Here is a 21737-nt window from a genome sequence, read left to right on the forward strand (position 1 = left end):
CCACGGCTCTGGAACGGCCTCGCCGGCTCAGGCGGTGAGGTGCTTGTCCAGGTCGTCGAGGACCGCGTGCGCCGCGGTGACCCCGAGCCCGAGGTACCAGGTCTCGTCCGGCACGTCGAAGGCGTGGCCGTCCTTGACCGCCTTCAGGTTCTTCCACAGCGGGTTGCCCTGGGCCTTGGACTTCTCGGTGGCCTTGGGGTCGCCGTAGACGCCGGTGAAGATGTAGTCGCCGTCGGCCTGGTCGATGTTCTCCGCGCTGATCTCCGCGGCCAGGTCGTCGATGTCCTGGTTCTTCGGCCGCGGGATGCCGACGTCCTTGAGGATGGTGCCGATGAACGAGTCGTTCGCGTAGAGGCGGATCTTGCCCTCGGGCATGTAACGCACCATCGACACGGTCGGCTTGTCGGCTCCGAGCTTCGTGCCGAGCTCCCGGGCCTTCTTCGTGTACGCCTCCAGGCTCGCCTTGGCCTGCGCGGTCTTGTCCAGCGCGGCGGCGTTGAGGAGGTAGTTCTCCTTCCACGTGAAGCCGGGGCGGATGGAGAAGACGGTCGGCGCGATCTGCGACAGCTCGTCGTAGGAGTCGGCGGCGCGCAGCTGGCTGCCCAGGATCAGGTCGGGCTTGAGCGCGGCGATCGCCTCCAGGTTGAGGCTGTTGATGGTGCCGATGTTCGCGGGCTTGCCCGCGTCGCCCTCGAGGTAGGACGGGAGTTCCGGCGAGCCCTCGGTGGGCGCGAGGCCGACCGGCTTGACGCCGAGCGAGACGACGTTATCGAGCTCACCCACGTCCAGGACCACGACGCGCTTCGGCCGCGCCTTGAGTACGGTGCTGCCCATGGCGTGCGTGATGGTGCGCGGCCACTCGCCCGGCTTGGCGGTGGTGCCCATGGCCGCGGTCTTCTCGGCGGCGTCCCCGAAGTCCTTGCCGCCCTTCGCGACGGACTTGGAGTCCTTGGACCCGGCGGTCGCGGAGGCGGCTGCGCTGCTCTCCTTCCCGTTGCTGCTGGACCCGCCGCAGGCCGCGAGGGACAGCGCGGCGGCGATGGCGACAGCGACGGCGGCTGTGCCGCGGCGCCGAAGAGACATGTGGAGACTCCTGTACGTGGTTCACCTTTGAAGCGTTAGGCGAGCCTAACCTTATGCGCTGTCCGCGTGCCCTCCGCAGGCGGGGGTCCCCGCACGCTCTCGCCACCCTCGCTCGAACCTCACGGGGCCCTGGTGGTTGCGGCGTTCGTCGGGCGGCAGGCCGTCGTCGTCACTGTGGAGAATGGGTCACGTCCCTGACGCGCTGACCCCCGCCAACGGCTCCCCGTGCTCACCGAGGGCGCGGACGCGGCCCGGGTCCGGGACGTCCGTCGCCGTTCCCCGTACGGGAGCCGCCGCTCAGCGGCGAGCCCCAGGCCGGATCGTGCCAGACCTCGTCCGCCGTCCCGTCGACCAGGCACCGGGCCGCCGTCCCCGCCGTCTCCTCCGGCGCCCCGACCGCCGTGAGCGCACCGGCGATCCGCGGGACGGCCTGCCGGGCGTGCCGGCGGCCGTCGTTGAGCAAGGGCAGCAGGAGCAGCAGCCGGGCGGCGGGATCGGTCAGGCCCTCCCGCGGCCCGGCGGCCGGCACCGCCGCGGCGACGTGCAGCAGGTGCCGCCAGCCGAGGCCGGGGCCGCGGCGTTCGCCGTCGTACGACAGCAGCGTCCGCGCGCCGGCCCAGCCGGGATGGGTGAGCAGGAAGTCGAGCCCGAATGCGTCGGCGAAGTTCCGGAAGACCACGACGGCGCAGTGCCCGTCCCCGAAAGGCACTCGGAGGACCGGCCAGGCCGACTCGTCGTACAGCACCTCGCCCAGGGCGTCGCTGTCGGCGCCGTCGTCCCCGAACCACTTCGGCTCGGGACGGCCGCCGTCCGGCCCTGCCGCGCACCACTCCAGGAGGTGGTTCGCCCAGAAGCCGGGCCGGGCTGCCAGGGGCTCACCGGCCGTCAGCGGCCCGCCCTCGTACCCCTTGATCTGCACGCGCACAGGATGCCACGCGGCGCGCGTCAGGCCCGCGGCTGGGAAGTGCCCGACGACGCGGCGGCGGACACGCGGTCGTGCAGGTCGAGCCGGAGCCGCAGGAAGTCGAGGCCACCCGGGCCGGGGCGGCGGTGGCCGTCCGGGACCCACCCCTGACGGGTGTAGAACGCAAGGGCGCGGCTGTTGCGCTCCCAGGCGTCCAGCAGACCCGTCTCCAGGGAGGATTCCCGCAGGAAGCGCACGAATTCGGCGTGCAACAGCCCCCCGACGCCGCGGCCCCAGCGGTCCGGGCGTACATGGATCCGGTGCAGCTGACCGCAGGAGCGCGCGGCCTCCGCGCCTTCCTTCGGCGGCCCCATGGCCACCACACCGACCACCTCGGTGTCCTCGACGGCGCACAGCACCGTCATCGCGCCCGACTGGATGGCCTGCGCCCAGGACGCCCGGCGGCGCGCCCACCCGTCGGGACTGTCGATCTCGGAGCCGGGCAGGCCGCCCGCCTGGTAGTACGCGGCACGTGCCTGCGTGTGCAGGTCCACGATGGCCGCCAGGTCGCCGAACCGCGCCGGGCGCATCAGGGCTGGAGAAGTCGTCACCTCCTGTCAGACGTCCGCGATGTGGGACGGGTTCCCGGCACGCCGGACCGGCGTGGGGGCCACCCGGCAGGTGACCCCCGCGCCCGCGCGACCGGTTACGGCTGCGCGGTGACCTGCGGCACGTTGTAACCGTCGACCCGCAGTCCGGGCCGCTTCGACGGCAGCGCCCCGGCGGGCCAGGACAGCGTCACCGTGCGGCTCTCGCCCGGCAGCAGCCACAGGTAGTTGTCGCTGTACAGCGTGGGCAGCACCCGGTCGCCGGAACGGGAGTCCAGCAGGCAGAGCCGGACCAGGGCGGCCACCGAGGACCCGCGGTTGCTCAGCCGCGCCGTCAGCCCGTGGCGGGCGCCCGCGAGGTCGGTGTCCGTGACGTCGGCGCAGACCCGGGTCCGGGCGGCCTCGTTGAGCGCCCGCATGTGCTCGGGCTTGCGGTAGCGCCAGTAGACGTTCTCGGACAGCACCTCTCCGTGGCGGTCCGTCAGGCTCAGGCGCAGCAGGTGGAAGTCCGGCAGGTCGTCCGTCCAGGCCACCGTGAAGGCGTCGGCCTTCGCCGACGCGGCCACGTCCACCGTCCCGTGCCGCTCCGGGGACAGCGGACGGCCGGACAGGTCGAACAGACGCGCGGACACCTTCGCGCCCGTCAGGGCCCGGGGCGTGTGGTTGACCGCCACGACCTTCCCGCTGACGGGGTCGGCCTGCACGTGGACGGGCTCGGCGGCCTTGCGGACGCCGTAGTAGGCGCCGTTGACGTCGAAGTCGTAGTCGTACGTCTGCCACACCGTGCTGTACCAGGCGGGGTGCGACATCCACAGCATCAGACCGGAGGCGTCGTCCCACAGCCGGCCGTTCCAGGCCTCGAACATGGCGCGGAAGTTCTCGTAGTTGACGAACTGCGCCTTGCGGCAGAAGTCGTAGAGGTCCTCCGCGGTGCCGAGCCGGCCCTCGATGGCCGCGTGGTAGTTCTGCGGGGCCTGGTTGCCGCGGGTGCTCCAGTCGTGGTGGTACCAGACGCCGCCGACCGGCCACGCGGGCTCTTCGCCGGCCATGCGCCGCATGGTCTCGGCGGTCGATACGACGGGCATGCCGATCTCGGTGTGGAAGCCGAAGACGCCGCCGCCGTAGGTGGACGCGGAGTAGTACCGCTCGGGCTCGACCCAGCCGTACGGGCCGCCGCCCGAGACGATGCCGCCCGCCGAATTGTTCTGGTACAGCAGGGCGGGTGCCTCCGCGCGCACCGCGGCGCGCATCCCGTCGTCGACCGGACCCGGGGGGTTGCCCTCGTTGGCGCCGCACCACACCACGACGCTGGGGTGGATGCGGTAGCGCCGCACGGTGTCCCGGGCCAGGTCCAGGAAGGCCTGGCGGTTCGGCGGGTCCATTGCCCAGGCGTTGGGGAAGTCGTTCCACACCAGCAGGCCGTACTCGTCGCAACTGGCGTGGAACTCCTCGCGGTTGCTGCTGGCGACCCAGTTGCGGATCATCGTGAAGTTCATGTCGCGGTGCATGCGCACGGCCGCGTCCATGCGGTCCGCCGGCATGCGGCGCAGCAGCTCGTCCCAGCCCCAGTTGCCGCCGCGGGCGAAGACGCGGACGCCGTTGACGCTGATCTTGAGCGGTACGGTGGAGTTGTCGACGGACTTCACGTCCGTCCAGTGGTCGCCGTCGTCGGAGACCTGGACGGTGAAGGTCTTGGCGTACGCCTGCTCCCAGGTGATGGCGACGCGGTCGAAGCGCACCGGGGCGCCCAGGTCCACCCGGATCCACTGCTCGTCCTCGTACTTGGAGGACCAGCGGGTGCCCGGCTTGCCGTCCACCGCGTTGGCCGGCTCGCTGCCCTCGCCCTCGAAGGACGAGGCGGTGGCCTCCTTGCGCAGCGCGAGGTCGACGCCCGGCGTGCCGCTGTCGACCACCGACAGGCCCCACATGGACGAGCCCCAGCTGGTGGCCCGCGTGTGGCACAGGATCCGCACGTGGCGCGCCGTGGTGGCGGAGAAGTCGACGTTCTGCAGGCTCGCCGCGCCTCCGGTCCGGAACGGCAGGGGGACGGCGGAGTTGTCCACCGATGCGGCGTCGGTCCAGTGGTCGCCGTCGTCGGAGACCTGGATGGTGTACGTCTCGGCGTACGCCTGCTCCCAGGTGATGACGACGCGGTCGAAGGACACCGCGGAGCCCAGGTCGACCCGGATGAACTGGTCGTCCTTGAACTCCGACGACCACCGGGTGTCCGGGTTCCCGTCCGTGGCGTTGCCCGGCTGGTTGGCCGGGTCGTCGGTCGAGGAGGCGTAGGCCTCCTTGTGCAGGGCCAGGTCGACGCCGGGCGCGGAGCTGTCGGCCACCGTGAGGCTCCACATCGACGAACCCCAGTCGGTCGCCCGCGTCCGGCACAGGACCCGCACGTGACGGGCGGTCGTGCGGGCGAACGTGACCGTCTGGGCGTAGGCGTCGGAGCCCGACTGGAACGTCAGCGGGACGTCGTACTCGTAGCCGAACTGACGCATGCCGAAGCGCGTGGTGCGCCGGTCGCTCTCCTGCCCGGCGACGGAGGCGGTGAGGGTGAGCCGGTGCAGCTCCGGCTCGCCGTAGCCGTTGGGCCACCACAGCTTCGGGTTCCGCACGCGCAGCCGGGGGTCGGAAGCCGGGGCGAAGACGACGTCGGTGCTCCCGCCCCCGGGCACGGTGACCGTCCGCCGCACGCGCACACCGTCGAAGGCGGCGGTGACGGTGACGGACCGGGCGTCCGCCGCTGCGTTGCGGACCGGGACGACGATGGTGACTTCGGCCGTGCCCGTGTCGGGCAGGTCGGGCAGGACGGTGTCGACGCGGGGGTCGCCGAGTACGGCGTCGCCTGTGGAGCGCAGGCGCACGTGATTCCAGATGCCGGCGGCCCGGTCGCGCACTGCGGGCATCCAGTCCCAGCCGGAGGAGGCCAGGTAGGTCGGCGAGTTGCGGTTCATCATGTTCGCGCCGGCGTCGACGAAGGCGAGACCCGCCGGGCCCTTGTCGCCGGGGCTGCCGGGGAACGGCATGGGGCTGATCCTCACCGCGAGGGCCTGCGGGCCCTCGGCGGCCAGCAGCCCGGTCACGTCGTAGGTGGCGCGGGCGAAGGGGAAGGTGAGGGTGCCGGCCTGCTTGCCGTTGAGCCAGATGTCCGCCTCGTGGTTGACCCCGTCGAACTCGAGCCAGACGCGGCGTCCCGCCCCGGTGGGCAGGCCCTTGGGCAGGCGGAACTCGCGCCGGTACCACCAGGAGTGGCGGGAGAGGGCCTCGGGGATGTGCAGGTTGGCGAAGCCGGCGACCGGGTCGGGCAGGTGCCCCTCGGCGACGAGGGAGGACAGGACGGTCCCGGGCACGACGGCCGGCAGCCAGGCGCTGGTGTCCACGGACGGGGCCGACAGCTCCGCGGCGGTGCCGCCCGCCCAGTCGTCCATGGTCAGGTCCCAGCCGGACTCCAGCGGTACGGTGCCGTCGTCGGCGACCTCGAGGGCCGGGGGCGTGCGGTGGTGGGTGCCCCAGTCGGTCCAGCCGGTGGCCTCGGGGCGCTTTCCGCGCGGGGTGCCGTACACCTGGAGGCCGTTGAGGCCCAGCGGGTTGGCGTTGGAACGTTTGGTGACGGTCATCCGCACCCAGCGGGCGGTGACGGGCTCGGCCAGGGCGATCTCCACGACCCCGCCCTTGCCGTCGTCGGTGCGGTGCACGACGGTCCACGACTTCCCGTCGCGCGAGGTCTCGATGACGAAGGCGACCGCGCAACTCGACAGGATCTCCTGGCCGGTGGTGTTGTCGCGCGGGTTGCCGCCGGTCGAGGGGGTGTACGGCGGGTCGTCGGCGGTCGCCTCGAAGGTGAGGCGCACGGACTCCACCTCGCACAGCCCCTGGAGGTCGACGGATATCCACTGCGGGTCGCCGGCGGCGGCCCGCCACCCGGAGCCCCGCACGCCGACCCGGTCGAGGCCGTCGACGGCGAACTCGGCAGGTGTGGGGGCGTAGTCGGTGGAGGACACCGTGACCGGGCGGTACGCGGCGAGTTCGCTCCGGGCACCGGCGGGGTTCGAGGGCCGTGTCTGCGCTGCCGCGGCGGCGGGGAAGGCCATGCCGAGCCCGAACCCCGCGAGGAGGGTGGAGCCGGTGGAGAGTACGGCGCGACGGGAGGGCAAGGAGGACTTATCCGGCATGAACAGCGGCTCCGTTCAGGGATGTTCAATGACGAGACGGCCTGACATCATGGCGATGACAACGTTGCCATCGCGATGACAACGTTGCCGAACATGCACCCGCCGGGAAGAGCCTGTCAAGGTTCCGGGCGCGCCGCGTTCCGGGATTCTCCTGAATTAGGAATACATGTTGACATGAGTCGGGCTTCGCGTAAGAGTCGTTGGTCCGCCCGCGCCAGAGGCCGTCCGGGGTGGCGGCCCGGGACGGGAAGGTGTCGCCCGCCGCGTGACCGTCAAGGACGTCCGTGTCGCCGCGAAGAGAAGGCTGCCGGGCGGTGGGTTGTCCGGAACGTCCGGTGCGCCGGGCTCGTCACTCGTCGAGTACGTGCCACGTGCCGCCGGGCGGCCCCGTGTGAAGGTCTGCTTCCCGCCCGACGGTCGTGCAGTTGAGCCGTCTTGCCTCACGGAGGTTCTGGGCTCCGGTGTCGCCCGAGCACAGAACGAGGTGGGACGCTCACCGTTCCGTGACGGCCGTGTCATCGTGATGGCTTGGCCGGGGACCGCGGCAAAAGCTCCGCCGCAGCAGCGGCGTCGGCTTACGAGTCCGGCGCGCCCTCGGCGTTGTCGGTGTGGTGGTCGGGGGCGCGGTCGCGCTCGGCGGTCCCGGACGTGACCTGACTCATGATCATTCCCCCATCCGCAGTTCGGTTCCTTCTCCCCGTCGTCCGGTCAGCCAGGCCTGCACGGCCAGCACCACGCAGGCCAGCACCACCAGCGCGGCCGACGGCACCAGCAGCGACGCCGCGTCGGTGCGCAGCACCGTCCCGGACGCGCCGGTGACCGGCTCGGTCGTGGAGAAGGCGAGGGCGGTGAGATCAACCCCCTGACGCAGCAGCGGGACCGTGGCCAGGCCGACCAGGATGCCGCCGAGAGCGCCCAGCAGGACCTGTGGCAGCGTCTCCGCGACGGCGAGCCATTGCCGTTGACGGCCCGTCATGCCCATCGTCCGGAGTCGGGCGAGGAGGGCCTTGCGCTGCGGTGTGTGCACCATCAGGGAGAGCAGCAGGGCCAGCGCGCTGTAGCCCGCGCCGGCGGCCACGGCCGCCAGGTAGACCCGTCGGGCGCCGGTCTGGAGTGCCGAGGAGGTGAACGAGGCGCGTTCCGCGGAGCGCAGGACCACCGTCAGGTCCGATGAGACGGCGCGCGCGGCGGCGTTCAGGGCCCGCCCGTCCAGCCGCGGCCCCGTCACGTAGAGCGTGTTCGCGGCCTGGGCGGGGGAGCGGGCGGACTCGGGATGCGTGCGGGCCAGGCCGGCCGCCGGGATGACGACGAAGTCGCCGCCCAGGACGGCGGGCGTCACGTCCCGCACCGCGACGGTGCGCACCGGGGTCGCTCCGGCGAAGGCCTGCACGGTCGCGGTAGTCCTGCCGAACTCCCCCGCCAGGCCGGGGGAGACGATCGCGGGGAGCGGTCCGGTGCCGTCGTCCTCGAGTGCCGCGGCGGAGAAGGGGGCGCCGATGCCCGTGGACGCCGCCAGGGCGGCGTACCGCGCCGGGTCGACGACCACCAGGTCGTAGGAGGTCCCGGCCGGCGCCGTCGACAGTCCCGTCTCGACCCGCACGGGCGAGGTCCCGAGCACGCCGGGCAGCCGCCGGACCCGCGCGTCCAGTCCGCCGGGGAGCGTGGTGAGGGTCTCGATCCGCGCGTCGCCGCCGACCGCCCGCGTGGCGGCCCGGTCGCGGCCGCTCTCGACGCCGGTGAGGACCGAGCCGCCGAACGACGTCACGGCCAGCGCCACCAGCACGGCCACCAGCGGCAGCGCCGTGGCGGAGGGCGTACGGCCGGCCCGGGCCAGCCCCAGGTACAGCACCGAGCCCCGCAGCCTGGCCGCGGGCCCGGACAGCAGGCGCAGCGGCAGCGGGTACAGCCGCAGCAGGACGAGGGCCCCGATCACCGCGACCAGCACCGGCGCCGCGGCGGTCAGCAGGTCCGCGCCGCCGCCGGCCGTGCCCCGGCGCCGCAGCGCCACGACCGCGCCGGTCACGATGACCGCCACCGTCAGCTCCGCCATCGTCCGGCGGCGCGAGGGCGGGGCCTGCACGAGGTCGTCACGCCGCTCCGGGCCGACCCGGCGGACTTGCGCCACCGCCCGCAGCGGCAGCGCCGGCACGGCGACCGCCGCCACCAGCACCCCGGCGAGCAGGGAGGCCGCGAAGCGTTCGGCCGGCACCAGCAGCAGCGCGAGCAGCACCCCGGCCGCCGCGGACGGGACGACCACGACCGCGCTCTCGGTCAGCAGCCGCGCGCACAGACCCGTCAGACTGCTTCCGCGAGCCCGCATCAGCCGCAGTTCGGTGCGACGGCGGGTCGCCGAGAGGCCGCCCGCCATCAGCAGGACGATGCCCGCCACCGCGCCCACGCCGACCGTCGCGATCAGCACCAGCGGCGCGGCCGCTTCCCGCTCCCGTACGAACGGCCCCAGGAGCGAGGCGAGTCCGTCCTCGTCCACGGTGATGGCCCCGCTGCCCGTCATGGTGCGCAGCTGTGTGGAGTCCGGCCCGCCCGACAGCGACGCCAGCCGGTCGCGCAGCGCGGGCACGTCGTGGGCGGAGAGCGCGTCGACGTCGGCGGGGTGGTGCCAGTAGAGGCGGGCGCCCTCGGGCAGGCCGAGCAGCACGCCGCCGGCGTCCTGGCCGATCAGCGCGGTGAAGTGCCAGTAGTGCTCGGGGTCCTCACCGGGCGGCCCGGGGACGCTCACCAAGGTAGGGGCGAGCAGGTCCTGTTCGGCGTTCCAGAAGGCCTCGCCGGGCGAGCGTGGTTCGACGATCCCGGTGATCCGGACGGTCAGCCCGGTCCCCGTCGTGTCCAGCAGGCGGACCGTGGAACCCGAGCGCAGACCCATCACCTTGGCGGTCCGGGCTGTGAGCACTGCCTCCACCTCGCGCTCCCCGGAGGTGGACGCGGGCATGCGCCCGGCGACGAGCCGTGAGCGGGCGGCGAAGCCCGGCTGCGAGACGAGCGTCGCCCGCGGATCAAGGTTCTTGGTCGGACGCGGCAGGCCGGGATCGGTCGCGGCGGCCGCCACCGTGTTGCGCACCCCGTACACCGTCTGCGCGGTGTCCAGGGCCAGCGGCGGCCGCACCACGCTCCGGAACGCGTCCTCGTTCCTGGCGAGCGCGCTCGCCAAGAACGGCGAATCGCCCCCGACACGCGCGCCGGCGAACGACACGTCCAAGGTGGCGGTGACGCTGCGGTCGGGCAAGGAGGCGTGCCGGAGCGTGTCGCGCAGCGCGGCGTCCTCGTACGCCTCCACGGAGCGGGGCAGCGCCGCCGCGAGGAAGGCGGTCACCAGGACCAGGGCGGCCAGCGCCAGCGCCCCGCCCGGGGCCGCGCGCAGGCGGGCAGCGGTCCACGAGGCGGTCCGGGCCGCGCGCACCTCGGCCATGTCATTCCCCTCCCTGGCGGCGCAGCGCGCGGACCGGATCGGCCGTGCGCAACGCCGCCACCGCCACCGCCAGCAGCGGCAGCACCGCCACCGCGGTCAGCAGTTCCAGCAGCGGCACGGCCGGCAACTGCACCCGTACCGCGGGCACCGGGCTGTCCGCGCGCGCCGTCAGCACGATCAACGGCACGATCGACCGGGTCAGCAGCCCGCCCAGCAGCGCCCCCACGCCCACCGCCGTCAGCACCAGCAACCCCTGCTCCGCCGCGATCACCCGGGCCAGCGACCCGCGTGGCGTGCCCAGCGCCCGCAGCAGCGCGAACTCCTCCGACCGCTCTCGTACCGCTCCCGCGGCGGCGACCGCGAAACCCACCGCGGCCAGCACCGCGGCCGCCACCACCGCCGCGGGCAGGGCCGACAACGGGCCCGCGCCCAGCGGATCGCGCCGCAACTCCGCCCGCGCCTCGTCGCGGACGACGATCGTGGCGGCGTCCCCGCGGGCCCGCAGCGCCGCCGCGACACGGGGAGCTCCGGCCGGACCGGCGGCGAGCCACCACTCGGTGGGCTCCAGCGGGCGCTGGTCCTGGAGGACGAGCGCGCGATCGAGGCTCGCCAGGTCGAGCAGGACGGCGCCGCCGCCGGTGCCCGAGGAGCCGTCCGGCCCGGTGGTGGGCAGCGCGTGGACCGACCCCGTGACGCGCAGGGACAGCCGTGTGCCGGCCAGTTCGACCGGGACGGTGCTGCCGGGTCTCGCGTCGACGGCGCTCAGGAAGTCGTCGGTGACGACCGCGGGCAGCACCGTGGGCGGCCGGGGCGGCCCGGCCCGCAGGGTGAGGGAGGCGCCGTCGGCGCCGCCCGGGGCGTCCTTCTGGAAGGGCTCCTCGCCCGTGTCGTAGCGGACGGTCAGCGGGGTGTCCGCGGCGGAGCGCGGCTTGCCGGCGTCCGAGGGGCGGTATCCGAGGCCGGGGGCTTCGGGGAAGTCGGGGTTGTCGATCTGCGTGCGGGCCGACCACGCCGTCGTGGTGGGGGAGGGCACGTCGCGGAGGCCGTCGGCGGTCATGGCGTGTACCCGGGTGACGGTCAGGCTGTGCCGCTCGTTCCGGCGGGGCACGCGGTACTCGGCCCTGAGCCCGGTCATGCGCAGCGGCCCGGCCGGGCCCGCGCCGCGTGCCCGGCCCGTCACGGCGGCGAAGTCGGCTTCCAGCACGTGCTGTTCGCCGTCGGCCCGAACCTCGCCGAGAGGAAGGGTGTACGGGACGCCGTACCGGTCGGTCACCGTCACGTACAGCTGGTCGGTCACCGTGCCCGTGATCGTGCGGTCCTCTGCCCCCAGGGACCGCAGACGGACCGTCAGGCGGAGCCGGTCCGTGCCGTCGGGCAGGACGAACCCGGCGCCGCGGGCAGCGGTTTCGCCGTCCGCGCGCAGGGGCCGCATGAGGTCGGTGAGGGATTCGGTGGACAGGTCGTCGCGCAGCCGCAGGACCTGGGCCGCCGCGGTGGTGTCCACGGCCACGACGGTGGCGTCACGGTCGCGGGGGAGGGACACGGTGTCGCGGGCCGCCGGGGTGACGGCCGCGATGCCGGGCACGTCGTCGTAGATGCCGCCCTGCCCGAACGCGGGCGTGGCGGAACCGGACACGCGCAGGTCGGCGCCGACCGCGAAGTCCGCCTGGTCGTCCTGCGACCGGGTCCAGGTGCTGTTCTCGCCGATCGCGAACATGCTGATCGACACGGCGAAGACCAGCAGCAGGGCAGGCCCCGCCCCGCGGCCCGGGCGGCGCGCCAGCTGCCAGCCCACCAGGGACGCCGGCAGCCCGCGGGCCTTCGCCGCGCGACGCTCGCCGAGCCGTGCCGCCAGCGGCAGCAGCCGCAGCGCCAGCACCGCACCCGCCAGCAGGCACAGCGCGGGCGCCCCCACCAGGACCGGATCCAGCCCGAGCCGTCCGGAGGTGTCCGTGCTCAGCGCTCCGCTCCCCGCCTCGCGGCGGGACAACTGCCAGAACGCCAGGGCGGCCACGAGCACCAGGCCCGCGTCCGCGCCCGCCTGCGCCGCGGCGGGCAACGCCCGCCTGCGCCGCCGCGCCGAGTACTCCTGCGCGTACGTCCCCGAGCGCCGCAGTACGGGCACGACGACGGCGAGGGCACAGGCGAGCGCGGTGAGCGCCGCCACCCACCAGGCGGTCACCGGCGAGGGCTCCAGCCGTACCCCCGCCCGGGCCAGTGCCCCGTGACCGGCGAGCAACCGCACCAGCGGACCGGAGAGCAACGGCGCCAGCACGACGGCCGGTACGGTCAGCAGCAGGGCCTCGGCCGCGGCGAAACCGGTCATCTGGGCGCGCGAGCCGCCGCGGGCGCGCAACTGCGCGGTCTCGCCGGAACGTTCCTCCGCGAGCAGTCCGGCGACCAGGAGCAGAGACAGCGCGGCCAGCAGCATCAGCTGCAGCACGCTGATCAGCAGGGTCGACCGGCTGACCAGCAAAGTGCCACGCAACTCACCGAACAGGAGCGGGAGTTCGCTGTCCGCCACGACGGAGTTCGCGGCCGGCAGGGCTTCCAGCCGCTGCACCGTGCGCTGGACGCTCCCGCTGACGTCGTCGGCGCGGGCCGTGGTCATCGCGGCGAAGTCCCCGTGCGTCTGCCACTCCATCTCCACCGCGGGAACGCCGCCGGGCCCGAAGGCCCCCGGGCCGGTCAGCATCGGCCCGTAGGTGGTGAAGGAGAGCGTCCGTACCCCGCGGCCGCCGAGTGGGTCGAGCCGCCAGTACAGGGAGTACGCGTCGACCGGCCGGTACGTCCCGGTCACGCGGACCCGCAACGTGCCGTGGTGCAGCCGGTCGGCCAGGGTGATCAGCTGCCCGGCGCGTACCTTGAGCGCCTCGGCGGCCGCCTCGGGCAGCGCCACCGGGACGGGCTCGCCGGCCGCGGGCGTGCCGGGGAAGGACCCCTCGGTCATGGTCACCTGCGCCCGGTCCAGCGTCGACAGCACCGTCAGGTCCGGGTCCGCGGTGCGCGGGGCACCACGTGGCCGCAGCGCCGCCGGCAGCCCGTACGGCCCGGAGCGGGTGACCCCGGTGACGGACGCCGGCAGGCCGTCGTAGGCGCCGGTGGCCGTCGCGCGCACGGCCTCGTCCACCGCGCCCGGGTCCTTGCCGTCGACGTCCGCGGTGATCTCGACCAGCGTCCGTGCCGCCGACTGCTCCTGCAGCGCGCGCCGCAGACCGGCGTCCCCCACGGCCGAGCTGAACGCGGCGAGCGCCGCGACCGCGCAGGTCGTGAGGAGTACGGAGAGCAGGGCGGCACCGAGCAGCAGACGATGCGCGCGCAGCCGCAGGAACACGAACCCCGGCACCACGCCCCCCGTTCTCGATGGCCTGTGCAAGGAGATTGGCACAGACTAACGCCCTCCCGGCCCAGCGGAGAGGCCCCGGCCGTCACCGGTTCCAGAAGCAACGCCACCGGTTTTGGGCGCTGTTGGACGAAGGGTGTGAACGGCGCCTCCCGGCTCGCGGCCGGGAGGCGCCGTCGCCGGCCGCGCTCAGTGGGTGACGTGCTGGGCGCGTTCGTAGAGCGGCCGGGTGACGGTGGAGGTGAACTGCGGGCCCACCAGGTGGCGTGTGCAGCCCGGGGCCGGGTCCCTGGGGTCGCACGCGCTGCCCCCGGCGTCGAGCCCGTGCCCTCGGAGTCGTCGCCGACGACGGTGCCCGGACCGGACTGCGCGTCGAGACCGGTGATGCGCGGGCCGCCGCTGGAGCCGCCGCCCATGACGCACGCGGTGCCCCACATTCCCTTCGCCGTGCGGGCGCCTCGCGGCGGCCGCGGCTCAGGCCTTCGGCTGTGTGAAGCGGATGTTGTTGCCGAAGGGGTCCCGCAGGCCGCAGTCGATTCCGTACGGGCGCTCGGTTGGCTCCTCGGTGAACTCCACGCCCCGGTCCCGGAGCGTCTCGTACGTCTTGCGGCAGTCGTCGGTGCTGAAGATCAGGTGGCCGCCGGCGGCGCCCTTGGTGACCAGCTCGCGGACCTGCTGCGCGGTCTCCTCGGACATCGCCGGCGGGCCCGGCTTCTCCAGCAGGATCTGGCGCTCCGGGTGGCCGGGGACGCTCACCGTGAGCCAGCGCATGAAGCCGAGGTCGACGTCCGCGGTCACCTCCAGGCCGAGCTTGCCGACGTAGAAGTCGAGGGCCTCGTCCTGGTCGAGGACGTAGATCTGCGAGTGCGTGATGGCGTTGAACATGTGCATCACGCTACTGGCCGGGCCGGACGAAAACTTATCCAAAACTGCTCAGCCCGTTCGGCCTGCCGGCCCGTTCAGCGGGCGATCAGGCCCTCGGCCGCATCCATGCCTTCGCGAAGCACGTCGGTACGTCCATGGCCGTGGCCTGCTTGCGGTACGCCCGCGGTGACGTGCCCACGATGTCGCGGAAGGTGCGGCTGAAGGTCCCCGGGCTGCCAAAGCCGACCTCGAAGCAGATGTCCGTCACGCTCCGGTCGCTCTCGCGCAGCAGGAACATCGCCCGTTCCACGCGGCGGCGCTGCAGGTAGCGGTGCGGCGTCTCCCCGAAGGCAGCCCGGAAGGTGCGCGTGAAGTGCGCCTGCGACACATGGGCGATCCGCGCCAGCGCCGGCACGTCCAGCGGCTGCGCGTAGGCGCGGTCCATCGCGTCCCGTGCCCGGAGCATCCGGCGGTTGGTCTCTTCGGCGGCGCGACTCACACCGCCCATGAGACCACAGCCCATCGGCGCCCCGGACGGGGCCGGGGGCGCGTAGGAGGCCCGGTCGTCACATTGGCCCGGGAAGGCGATGTGGTCGGGGATCAGCCGGGCGCGCCGAAGAGGACCTGGACGACGTCGCCGGCGACGGCCATGGCGTCGTAGCAGGTGCCGAGGATCAGCAGGGCCGTCCGCGGCCGTAGTCCGCGGCCGGGCGTCGCCGAGCGGGCCGGCGACGCCCGGCTTGCGGGCCACGGCCGGGCGAGCGCGGGCAGCGCGAAGCCGGGGATCGGCGCCCAGGTGACGTTCCAGGTCATCGCGCCCGTGATGGACAGGGCGTGGGTACGGCGGCCATGCGTTCAGACCGCGACCGGGTCCGGTGAGCACGCCTCCATCAGGTGCGCCGCGGTGTCCGGGGCGAAGAGCGCGGCGGCGGCCGGGGAGGGGGTGCGGCGCGCGCGGCGCGGACGGGTGAGGCCGTCCAGGACGTCGATCAGCGTCCACGGATCGGGGGCGAAGCGGGTCAGTCCGAGCGCGGCCATCTGGCGCGCCCCGGCCTTGCCGTGGCCCGGGATGGGGCGGTAGCCGACGACGGGCAGCCCCATGGCCAGTGCCTCGAGCGCGGTCTGCCCCGCGGCGTTGTCCACCAGCGCGTCCGCCGCGCTCATCAGCCCGGGCATGTCGCGCTCCCAGCCCAGCGCGAGCGTCCCGGGGACACGGGAGAGCCGGGCCCGCAGCCGCCGGTTCTCGCCGCACAGCGCCACCGGCAGGAAGCCGGCCTGTGCGAGCAGCGCGGCGGTGTCCGCCAGGTGCGTGCCGGCTCCCCAGGCACCGGCGGAGAGCAGGACGACCGGCCGGTCCCGCGCCCGGTCACGGAACATCCGGTGCCAGGGACCGGCGTCCGGGGCGGACGCCAGGAAGCGGGACGCCACCAGGGGACCGGTCGCGGCGGCCGGGCGGCCGGTGGCCTCCCGCACCCGGCGTGCGGCGCTCTCCGTGAGGCAGCAGTACAGGTCGTTGCCGGGGTGCAGCCACTGGCTGTGCACGTCGAAGTCCGTGACCACCACGGCACTGGGCACCGAAAGCGATCCGCGGGCCCGCATCCCGCCGGTGAGCTGCGCCGCGAGGTGGAACACCGGGACGACCAGGCCCGGGCGCTCGCGCCGGACGAGTTCGGCGAGCCCGCGCTCGGCGAGCCCGGCGAGCCCGCCCGGGCCGGGCGTGCGGCGTGACCCACCCGGGCGCAGGAACGTCGCGTAGATGCCCGCGTAGAGCAGCGGGAGGTGCAGGACGCTGGCGCGGTAGAAGGCGCGCAGTACCGCGCCGGCGTGGGCGGGCAGAAGTTCCAGGACGTCGGCCCGGCGGGCCTTGCCGCCGCGGGCGGTGAGCCGCGCGACGAGCTCGTCGGCGACCGCGTCGTGACCGGCGCCCATGGCGGCGCTGAGCACGAGGAAACGCCGCGGCGCACGGCCCGCCCGCTCGGTGTGCGTCACCGCGACACCACGTCCCGCCGGGAGGAAACGGGCGGCGCTGCTGCGAGCACATCCGGCACGTGATCACCTCGTACACCAGTTGCGGACTATTCGGGTCTAACCGATTTGCCCTGTCTTGAAACGAACCGCCCACGCCACCGGCCGACGGGCCGAGCGCGCTCGGCGGCCGGATCGCCCACAGAGCCGGTCCGGCGATCGGGCGGTTTACTGAGACCGGAGGGGGACGTGCCCCGGGGGAGCCGCACCGGCCATCCCGGGCGGCAACTGCAGCGGCAGGGACAGAAAGCGAAGCCATGACCTCTCACCCTCCCCAAGCGGTCTCCGGCGGCAAGGCGGTGCGCGGCAAGCCCGTGCGCGGCCCGGCGGACCCGGCCGGCGGACCGGCCCCGGTCGCGCTGGTGACCGGGGCGTCCTCTGGCATCGGTGCCGCGATCGCCGACCGCCTCGCCGCTGAGGGCTGGCGGTTGCTGGTCAGCGGCCGCGACCACGAGCGCCTGCGGGCGGTCGCGGAGCGCACCTCCGGGACCGCGCTGCCGGCCGACCTGGAGGATCCCGAGGGCACCGGCCGGCTGGTGCGCGACGCCGCGCTCGTCACGGGCGGCCGGGTCGACCTCCTGGTGGCCGGGGCGGGCATCGGCTGGGCGGGCCCCTTCGCCTCGATGCCGCAGACCGTCATCGAGCGGATCCTCACGGTGGACGTCGTCGCGGCGATGGAACTGGTCCGCCGGGTGCTCCCCGGCATGCTGGCCCGGCGCAGCGGACACATCGTCCTGATCGGCTCCTTCGCGGGCAGCGTCGGCGTCCGCGACGAGGCCGTCTACTCCGCGGCCAAGGCGGCGCTGGGCGCCTTCGCCGACTCGCTCCGCTACGAGCTGGCGGGCAGTGGCGTGCGGATCACCCACGTGATCCCGGGCGTCGTCGACACGCCGTTCTTCGCGACGCGGGGCGTGGCGTACACCCGCTCCCGGCCCCGCCCGATGCCCGCCGAGCGGGTCGCCAGGGTGGTGACCGACGCGATCCGCCGCGGACGGGACGAGGTGTACGTCCCCCGCTGGCTGCGGATCCCGGTCGCCGTACGCGGCGTCCTGCCCTGGGTCTACCGGCGTCTCGCGGGCAAGTACGGATGACGCGGTGCCCGTCCTGACCGTCGTGCTGGCACTGCTGGCGGCCCTCGCCAACGGCGCGGCCTCCGCGCTGCAGCGGCGCGCCGCCCTGCAACAGGAGGAGGAAGAGGGCACGGGGCACGGCGTGCGCGGGCGGGTGCGGCATCTGCTGCGACTGGTCCGGCGCCCGTTCTGGGCGGCCGGGATGGCGGCGCTCGTGGTCTCCGGAGCCCTGCAGGCCAGCGCGCTGGCGGTGGGGCAGCTGTCGGTGGTCCAGCCGTTGATGGCGACCGAGCTGCTGTTCACCCTGATGGCGGGAAGCCTGGCGTTCTCCCGGCGGCCCGACGCCGGGACCTGGCTGTGGTTCCTGGCGCTGGCCGGGGGACTGGCGCTGTTCCTCGGCGCCGCGGCGCCCTCCGGCGGGCAGTCGCAGTCCCTGCCGGGCACCTGGCCGCGCGCCGGTGTGCCACTGGCGCTGCTGGTGCTCGTCCTGTGGTCCGCCGGGCGGGCGCTGCGCGGTGGCGCGCGCGCCTGCGTCCTGGGGTGCGCCACCGCCGCCTGCTTCGCCTGCACGGCGGCGCTGATCAAGGACATCACGGGCCGCGTCCCCGAGGGCCTGCCCAGGGTCCTCGCCTCCTGGCAGCTGTACGCGGTGGGCGCCGTCGGGCTGCTCAGCCTGCTGCTGCTCCAGGTCACCCTGCGGGCCGGCAGCCTGGCCGCGTCCCAGCCGGCGCTCACCATCGGGGACGCGGTGGTGAGCGTGGCGCTGGGCTGGGTGCTCTTCGGGGAGCGGATCGCCCTCGGGGCGCACGTGGTGCCCGAGGCGGCCGGCGTCGCCCTGATGGCCGCCGGAACCGTCGGGCTGTCGCGCTCGCCCGCCGTGGCCGGGGGCTGGGACGTGCCGCGCGAGCACCGCTCGGGCAGCCGGGAGGACCGTCACCGTACCGTCCACGGAGGGCCGGGATGAGGCGCGGCGGCGAGGTCCGGCGGGCGGCGCTGGCGGGGGGCGTCCTGGCGGCCGGCCACATCGTCCCGGCCGCCACCTGGCTCCCGGGACTGCGCCGCCGGGCCTTCCCCGCACTGGCCGGCATCGGGCGCCCCGACCACGTGGCACTCACCTTCGACGACGGGCCCGATCCGGTCTCCACCCCGCGCTTCCTGGACGTCCTCGACGAACTCTCGGTCCGGGCCACCTTCTTCGTCCTGGGCGCTCGGGTGGACGGACACCCCCGCATCGTGCGCGAGGCCCTGCGGCGCGGCCATGAGATCGCCGTCCACGGCTGGACCCACGACCGCCCGTGGCTGCCCGGCCCCGCGCGCGACCGGGCCGACCTGGCCCGCGCCGTCCGGGCGGTCCGCGAGACCTGCGGCGCCACGCCGCTGTGGTACCGCCCCCCGTACGGCATCCTCACCGGCGGCCGCTGGGCGGCGGCCGCACGTGCCGGCCTGACCCCGGTCCTGTGGAGCGCCTGGGGCCGCGACTGGACGTCCGGCGCCACCGCGGAGTCCGTGCTGGCGACCCTCCGGCCCGACCTGGGCGCGGGTGCCACCGTCCTGCTCCACGACAGCGACCACGCCTCCGCCCCGGGTTCCTGGCACGCGACCCTCGCGGCGCTTCCCGGCCTGGTGGCGGCCTGCCGGGACGCCGGTCTGACGGTCGGTCCCCTCGTGGACCACGGGGTCGGCGCGGGCGTTTGACGGTCGACCGGAGCCGGCGCAGACTCAATTGATAGATGCCCGATACATGTCACTGAGAGTGACCATCGCGCCGCGGAGCCGCCCAGGGCCGCACCGATCCGTGACGTTGCGTACGACGGTCGGGCACAGCAAGAGCCCGGAGGACACGCATGTGCGGAATCGCCGGATGGATCTCGTTCCGCAGGGATCTGCGGAACGAGCAGGCAACGGTCGACGCGATGACCGAGACGATGGCCTGCCGCGGCCCGGACGACCGCGGCACCTGGGTGGACGGGCCCGCCGCGCTCGGACACCGCAGGCTCGCGATCATCGATCTGCCCGGCGGCCGGCAGCCGATGAGCGCCGAGGCACCCGAGGGCGGCGCGGTGGTGATGGTGTACTCGGGTGAGGCCTACAACTTCACCGAGCTGCGCGAGGAACTGACCGCGCGCGGTCACCGCTTCACCACCACCTCCGACACCGAAGTGGTGCTGCGCGGCTACCTGGAGTGGGGGGAGGCGGTCGCCGAACGACTCAACGGCATGTACGCCTTCGCCATCTGGGACAGCCGGGAACAGAAGCTGGTCATGATTCGCGACCGGATGGGGATCAAGCCGTTCTACTACTACCCGACCGACGACGGCGTGCTATTCGGGTCCGAGCCCAAGGCGATCCTGGCCAACCCGCTCGTCCCTCGCCGCGTCACCCTGGACGGGCTGCGGGAGCTGTTCGCCTTCGTCAAGACGCCCGGCCACGCGATCTGGGACGGCATGCGCGAGGTCGAGCCCGGCACAGTGGTCACCGTCGGGCGGAACGGCCTGCGCACCCACGTCTACTGGTCGCTGCGGACCGAGCCGCACACCGACGACAAGGAGACCTCGATCGCGCGCGTGCGCGAGCTGCTCGAGGACATCGTGCGCCGTCAGCTCGTCTCCGACGTGCCGCGCTGCACCCTGCTCTCCGGCGGCCTGGACTCCTCGGCGATGACCGCGCTCGCGGCGCGGCAACTCGGCGAACAGGGCGAGAAGGTGCGCAGCTTCGCGGTCGACTTCGTCGGCCAGACCGAGCACTTCGTCCCCGACAGCCTGCGCGGGACGCCCGACACCCCGTTCGTCCACGACGTAGCCGGGCTCTGGGGTACCGAGCACCAGGACATCGTCCTCGACTCCGATCAGCTCGCCGATCCCGACGTGCGCGCCACGGTGATCCGCGCCCGCGACATCCCGGCCGGGCTCGGTGACCTGGACACCTCGCTCCACCTGCTCTTCAAGGCCATCCGGCAGCACTCCACCGTAGCCCTGTCGGGCGAGTCCGCGGACGAGGTCTTCGGCGGCTACCGCCAGTTCTTCGACGAGGAGGCCCGCAGGGCCGACACCTTCCCCTGGCTGGTGCGCTTCGCGACGGAGTTCGGCGACGACGGCGACATCCTCACCGACCAGGTGGCCAAGTCCCTGGACCTGGAAGGCTACGTCCACGACGGCTACCGCCGGGCGGCAGCCGTCGTCGACCGCCTCGACGGCGAGAGCGACTTCGAGTACCGGATGCGTGTCATCAGCCACCTCCACCTCACCCGCTTCGTGCGCATCCTCCTCGACCGAAAGGACCGGGCGAGCATGGCCAACGGCCTGGAGGTCAGGGTCCCGTTCTGCGACCACCGGCTGGTCCAGTACGTCTACAACGCGCCCTGGTCGCTGAAGTCCTTCGACGGCAGAGAGAAGAGCCTGCTGCGCGAGGCCACCGCGGACGTGCTGCCCCGCTCGGTCTACGACCGGGTCAAGAGCCCCTACCCCTCCACCCAGGACCCGAAGTACTTCGTCGCGCTCCAGGAGAACGCCAAGGACCTGCTGGCCAGGCCCTCGCACCCGGTGTTCGAACTGGTCAGCCGGACCCGGCTGGAGGACGCGGTCAGGACCGACACCCCGGTCAGCACGCAAGCCGCCCGGCACGGGCTGGAACGCGCCCTCGACCTGGCGCTGTGGATGGACCTGTACACGCCCACGATCGGGATCCCCTGACCCGAGGGAGACGACGCGAGGGGGCGGACGATGGCGGTGGTCGGCGAGAACGAGGCCCTGGACCTCGTGGTGTCCCTGCACCGCCTGGTGCGGCTGCTGCGCCGGGCCCGCCCGGAGCCGTGGGTGCAGCCGACCCCGCTCATCGTCCTCGCCCTGCTGAACCAGTACGGTCCCTCGCGCGTCGGCGTCCTCGCCGAACGGGCGGCCTGCAGCCAGCCCACGATCACTGCCGCGGTGGTGCAACTCGAGGCGGCCGGGCTGGTCCGCCGCGAACCCGACCCGGTCGACGGCCGCGCGACGCGGGTGGTCATGACCGAGCCGGGCGGGCGGGAACTGGCCCGGATGGCCCGTGGCGAGGCGGAGGCCCTCGCCGTGCGGCTGGGCACGCTGCCGCCGGAGGACGTGCACAAGGTCCTCGAGGCGGGCCGCCTGCTGCGCCGCCTCACGGACTGCGAATGACACCCGGATGCGACGGAAGCGCGCACCGCGCCCACGAGCTCAGGAGCCGGGAGCGCATCCTCCGGGTGGGCGCGCGACGCCTTCGCCGTCGAC

General features: G+C 74.0%; 15 protein-coding genes. 5 read left to right on the forward strand and 10 right to left on the reverse strand.

Going from position 1 to position 21737, the window contains the following annotated elements; all coding sequences use genetic code 11:
• Positions 1-27: 27 nt before the first annotated feature.
• The 10 genes from ACRWNP_RS17290 to ACRWNP_RS17335 all read right to left on the reverse strand — a co-directional run bounded on the left by ACRWNP_RS17290 (position 28) and on the right by ACRWNP_RS17335 (position 16390).
• Positions 28-1083, reverse strand: a complete 1056-nt coding sequence (locus ACRWNP_RS17290; protein WP_431962187.1) for an iron-siderophore ABC transporter substrate-binding protein — start codon at positions 1081-1083, stop codon at positions 28-30.
• A gap of 229 nt (positions 1084-1312) precedes the next feature.
• Positions 1313-2002, reverse strand: a complete 690-nt coding sequence (locus ACRWNP_RS17295; protein ID WP_431962189.1) for a hypothetical protein — start codon at positions 2000-2002, stop codon at positions 1313-1315.
• Between the two features lie 26 nt (positions 2003-2028).
• Positions 2029-2598 (reverse strand): N-acetyltransferase family protein, encoded by a 570-nt coding sequence (locus ACRWNP_RS17300; RefSeq protein WP_431962191.1) that lies wholly within the window; start codon positions 2596-2598, stop codon positions 2029-2031.
• A 95-nt stretch (positions 2599-2693) separates the two neighbouring features.
• Positions 2694-6770, reverse strand: a complete 4077-nt coding sequence (locus tag ACRWNP_RS17305; RefSeq protein WP_431962193.1) for a discoidin domain-containing protein — start codon at positions 6768-6770, stop codon at positions 2694-2696.
• A 664-nt stretch (positions 6771-7434) separates the two neighbouring features.
• On the reverse strand, positions 7435-10194 hold the full coding sequence (locus tag ACRWNP_RS17310) for an FtsX-like permease family protein (RefSeq protein ID WP_431962195.1): 2760 nt from the start codon (positions 10192-10194) through the stop codon (positions 7435-7437).
• A 1-nt stretch (position 10195) separates the two neighbouring features.
• Positions 10196-13540, reverse strand: coding sequence for an FtsX-like permease family protein (locus tag ACRWNP_RS17315; RefSeq protein WP_431962197.1), 3345 nt, complete (start codon positions 13538-13540; stop codon positions 10196-10198).
• A 471-nt stretch (positions 13541-14011) separates the two neighbouring features.
• Positions 14012-14422, reverse strand: coding sequence for a VOC family protein (locus ACRWNP_RS17320; RefSeq protein WP_431962199.1), 411 nt, complete (start codon positions 14420-14422; stop codon positions 14012-14014).
• Positions 14423-14507: 85 nt separating this feature from the next.
• Positions 14508-14909 carry a helix-turn-helix domain-containing protein gene (locus tag ACRWNP_RS17325; protein WP_431962201.1) on the reverse strand — a complete coding sequence of 134 codons (402 nt, stop codon included), beginning with the start codon at positions 14907-14909 and terminating at the stop codon, positions 14508-14510.
• 92 nt (positions 14910-15001) lie between these two features.
• Positions 15002-15214, reverse strand: coding sequence for a hypothetical protein (locus ACRWNP_RS17330; protein ID WP_431962203.1), 213 nt, complete (start codon positions 15212-15214; stop codon positions 15002-15004).
• A 42-nt stretch (positions 15215-15256) separates the two neighbouring features.
• Positions 15257-16390, reverse strand: coding sequence for an MGDG synthase family glycosyltransferase (locus ACRWNP_RS17335; RefSeq protein ID WP_431962205.1), 1134 nt, complete (start codon positions 16388-16390; stop codon positions 15257-15259).
• A 293-nt stretch (positions 16391-16683) separates the two neighbouring features.
• Between ACRWNP_RS17335 and ACRWNP_RS17340 the strand changes: the two genes are divergently transcribed.
• From ACRWNP_RS17340 to ACRWNP_RS17360, 5 genes are all read left to right on the forward strand, one after another.
• Positions 16684-17517 carry an SDR family NAD(P)-dependent oxidoreductase gene (locus ACRWNP_RS17340; protein ID WP_431962207.1) on the forward strand — a complete coding sequence of 278 codons (834 nt, stop codon included), beginning with the start codon at positions 16684-16686 and terminating at the stop codon, positions 17515-17517.
• A 4-nt stretch (positions 17518-17521) separates the two neighbouring features.
• Positions 17522-18460: a DMT family transporter gene (locus tag ACRWNP_RS17345; RefSeq protein ID WP_431962209.1), complete on the forward strand. Its 939-nt coding sequence runs from the start codon at positions 17522-17524 to the stop codon at positions 18458-18460.
• Positions 18457-19191 carry a polysaccharide deacetylase family protein gene (locus ACRWNP_RS17350; protein ID WP_431962211.1) on the forward strand — a complete coding sequence of 245 codons (735 nt, stop codon included), beginning with the start codon at positions 18457-18459 and terminating at the stop codon, positions 19189-19191. Before ACRWNP_RS17345 ends, ACRWNP_RS17350 begins: the two co-directional genes overlap by 4 nt.
• A gap of 149 nt (positions 19192-19340) precedes the next feature.
• Positions 19341-21185 carry an asparagine synthase (glutamine-hydrolyzing) gene (gene asnB, locus ACRWNP_RS17355; RefSeq protein ID WP_431962213.1) on the forward strand — a complete coding sequence of 615 codons (1845 nt, stop codon included), beginning with the start codon at positions 19341-19343 and terminating at the stop codon, positions 21183-21185.
• A 30-nt stretch (positions 21186-21215) separates the two neighbouring features.
• Positions 21216-21644: a MarR family winged helix-turn-helix transcriptional regulator gene (locus tag ACRWNP_RS17360; protein WP_431962215.1), complete on the forward strand. Its 429-nt coding sequence runs from the start codon at positions 21216-21218 to the stop codon at positions 21642-21644.
• The last annotated feature ends 93 nt before the right edge of the window (positions 21645-21737 follow it).

This window comes from Actinacidiphila sp. bgisy160 (assembly GCF_965342435.1).
GTDB lineage: Bacteria > Actinomycetota > Actinomycetes > Streptomycetales > Streptomycetaceae > Actinacidiphila.

What these genes read in the sequence shown, in the direction of transcription:
- ACRWNP_RS17290 (WP_431962187.1), bottom strand. Translation starts at nt 1,083, where the DNA reads ATGTCTCTTCGGCGCCGCGGCACAGCCGCCGTCGCTGTCGCCATCGCC.
- ACRWNP_RS17305 (WP_431962193.1), bottom strand. Translation starts at nt 6,770, where the DNA reads ATGCCGGATAAGTCCTCCTTGCCCTCCCGTCGCGCCGTACTCTCCACC.
- ACRWNP_RS17310 (WP_431962195.1), bottom strand. Translation starts at nt 10,194, where the DNA reads ATGGCCGAGGTGCGCGCGGCCCGGACCGCCTCGTGGACCGCTGCCCGC.
- ACRWNP_RS17320 (WP_431962199.1), bottom strand. Translation starts at nt 14,422, where the DNA reads ATGTTCAACGCCATCACGCACTCGCAGATCTACGTCCTCGACCAGGAC.
- ACRWNP_RS17325 (WP_431962201.1), bottom strand. Translation starts at nt 14,909, where the DNA reads ATGGGCGGTGTGAGTCGCGCCGCCGAAGAGACCAACCGCCGGATGCTC.
- ACRWNP_RS17330 (WP_431962203.1), bottom strand. Translation starts at nt 15,214, where the DNA reads ATGACCTGGAACGTCACCTGGGCGCCGATCCCCGGCTTCGCGCTGCCC.
- ACRWNP_RS17340 (WP_431962207.1), top strand. Translation starts at nt 16,684, where the DNA reads ATGACCTCTCACCCTCCCCAAGCGGTCTCCGGCGGCAAGGCGGTGCGC.
- ACRWNP_RS17350 (WP_431962211.1), top strand. Translation starts at nt 18,457, where the DNA reads ATGAGGCGCGGCGGCGAGGTCCGGCGGGCGGCGCTGGCGGGGGGCGTC.
- asnB (WP_431962213.1), top strand. Translation starts at nt 19,341, where the DNA reads ATGTGCGGAATCGCCGGATGGATCTCGTTCCGCAGGGATCTGCGGAAC.
- ACRWNP_RS17360 (WP_431962215.1), top strand. Translation starts at nt 21,216, where the DNA reads ATGGCGGTGGTCGGCGAGAACGAGGCCCTGGACCTCGTGGTGTCCCTG.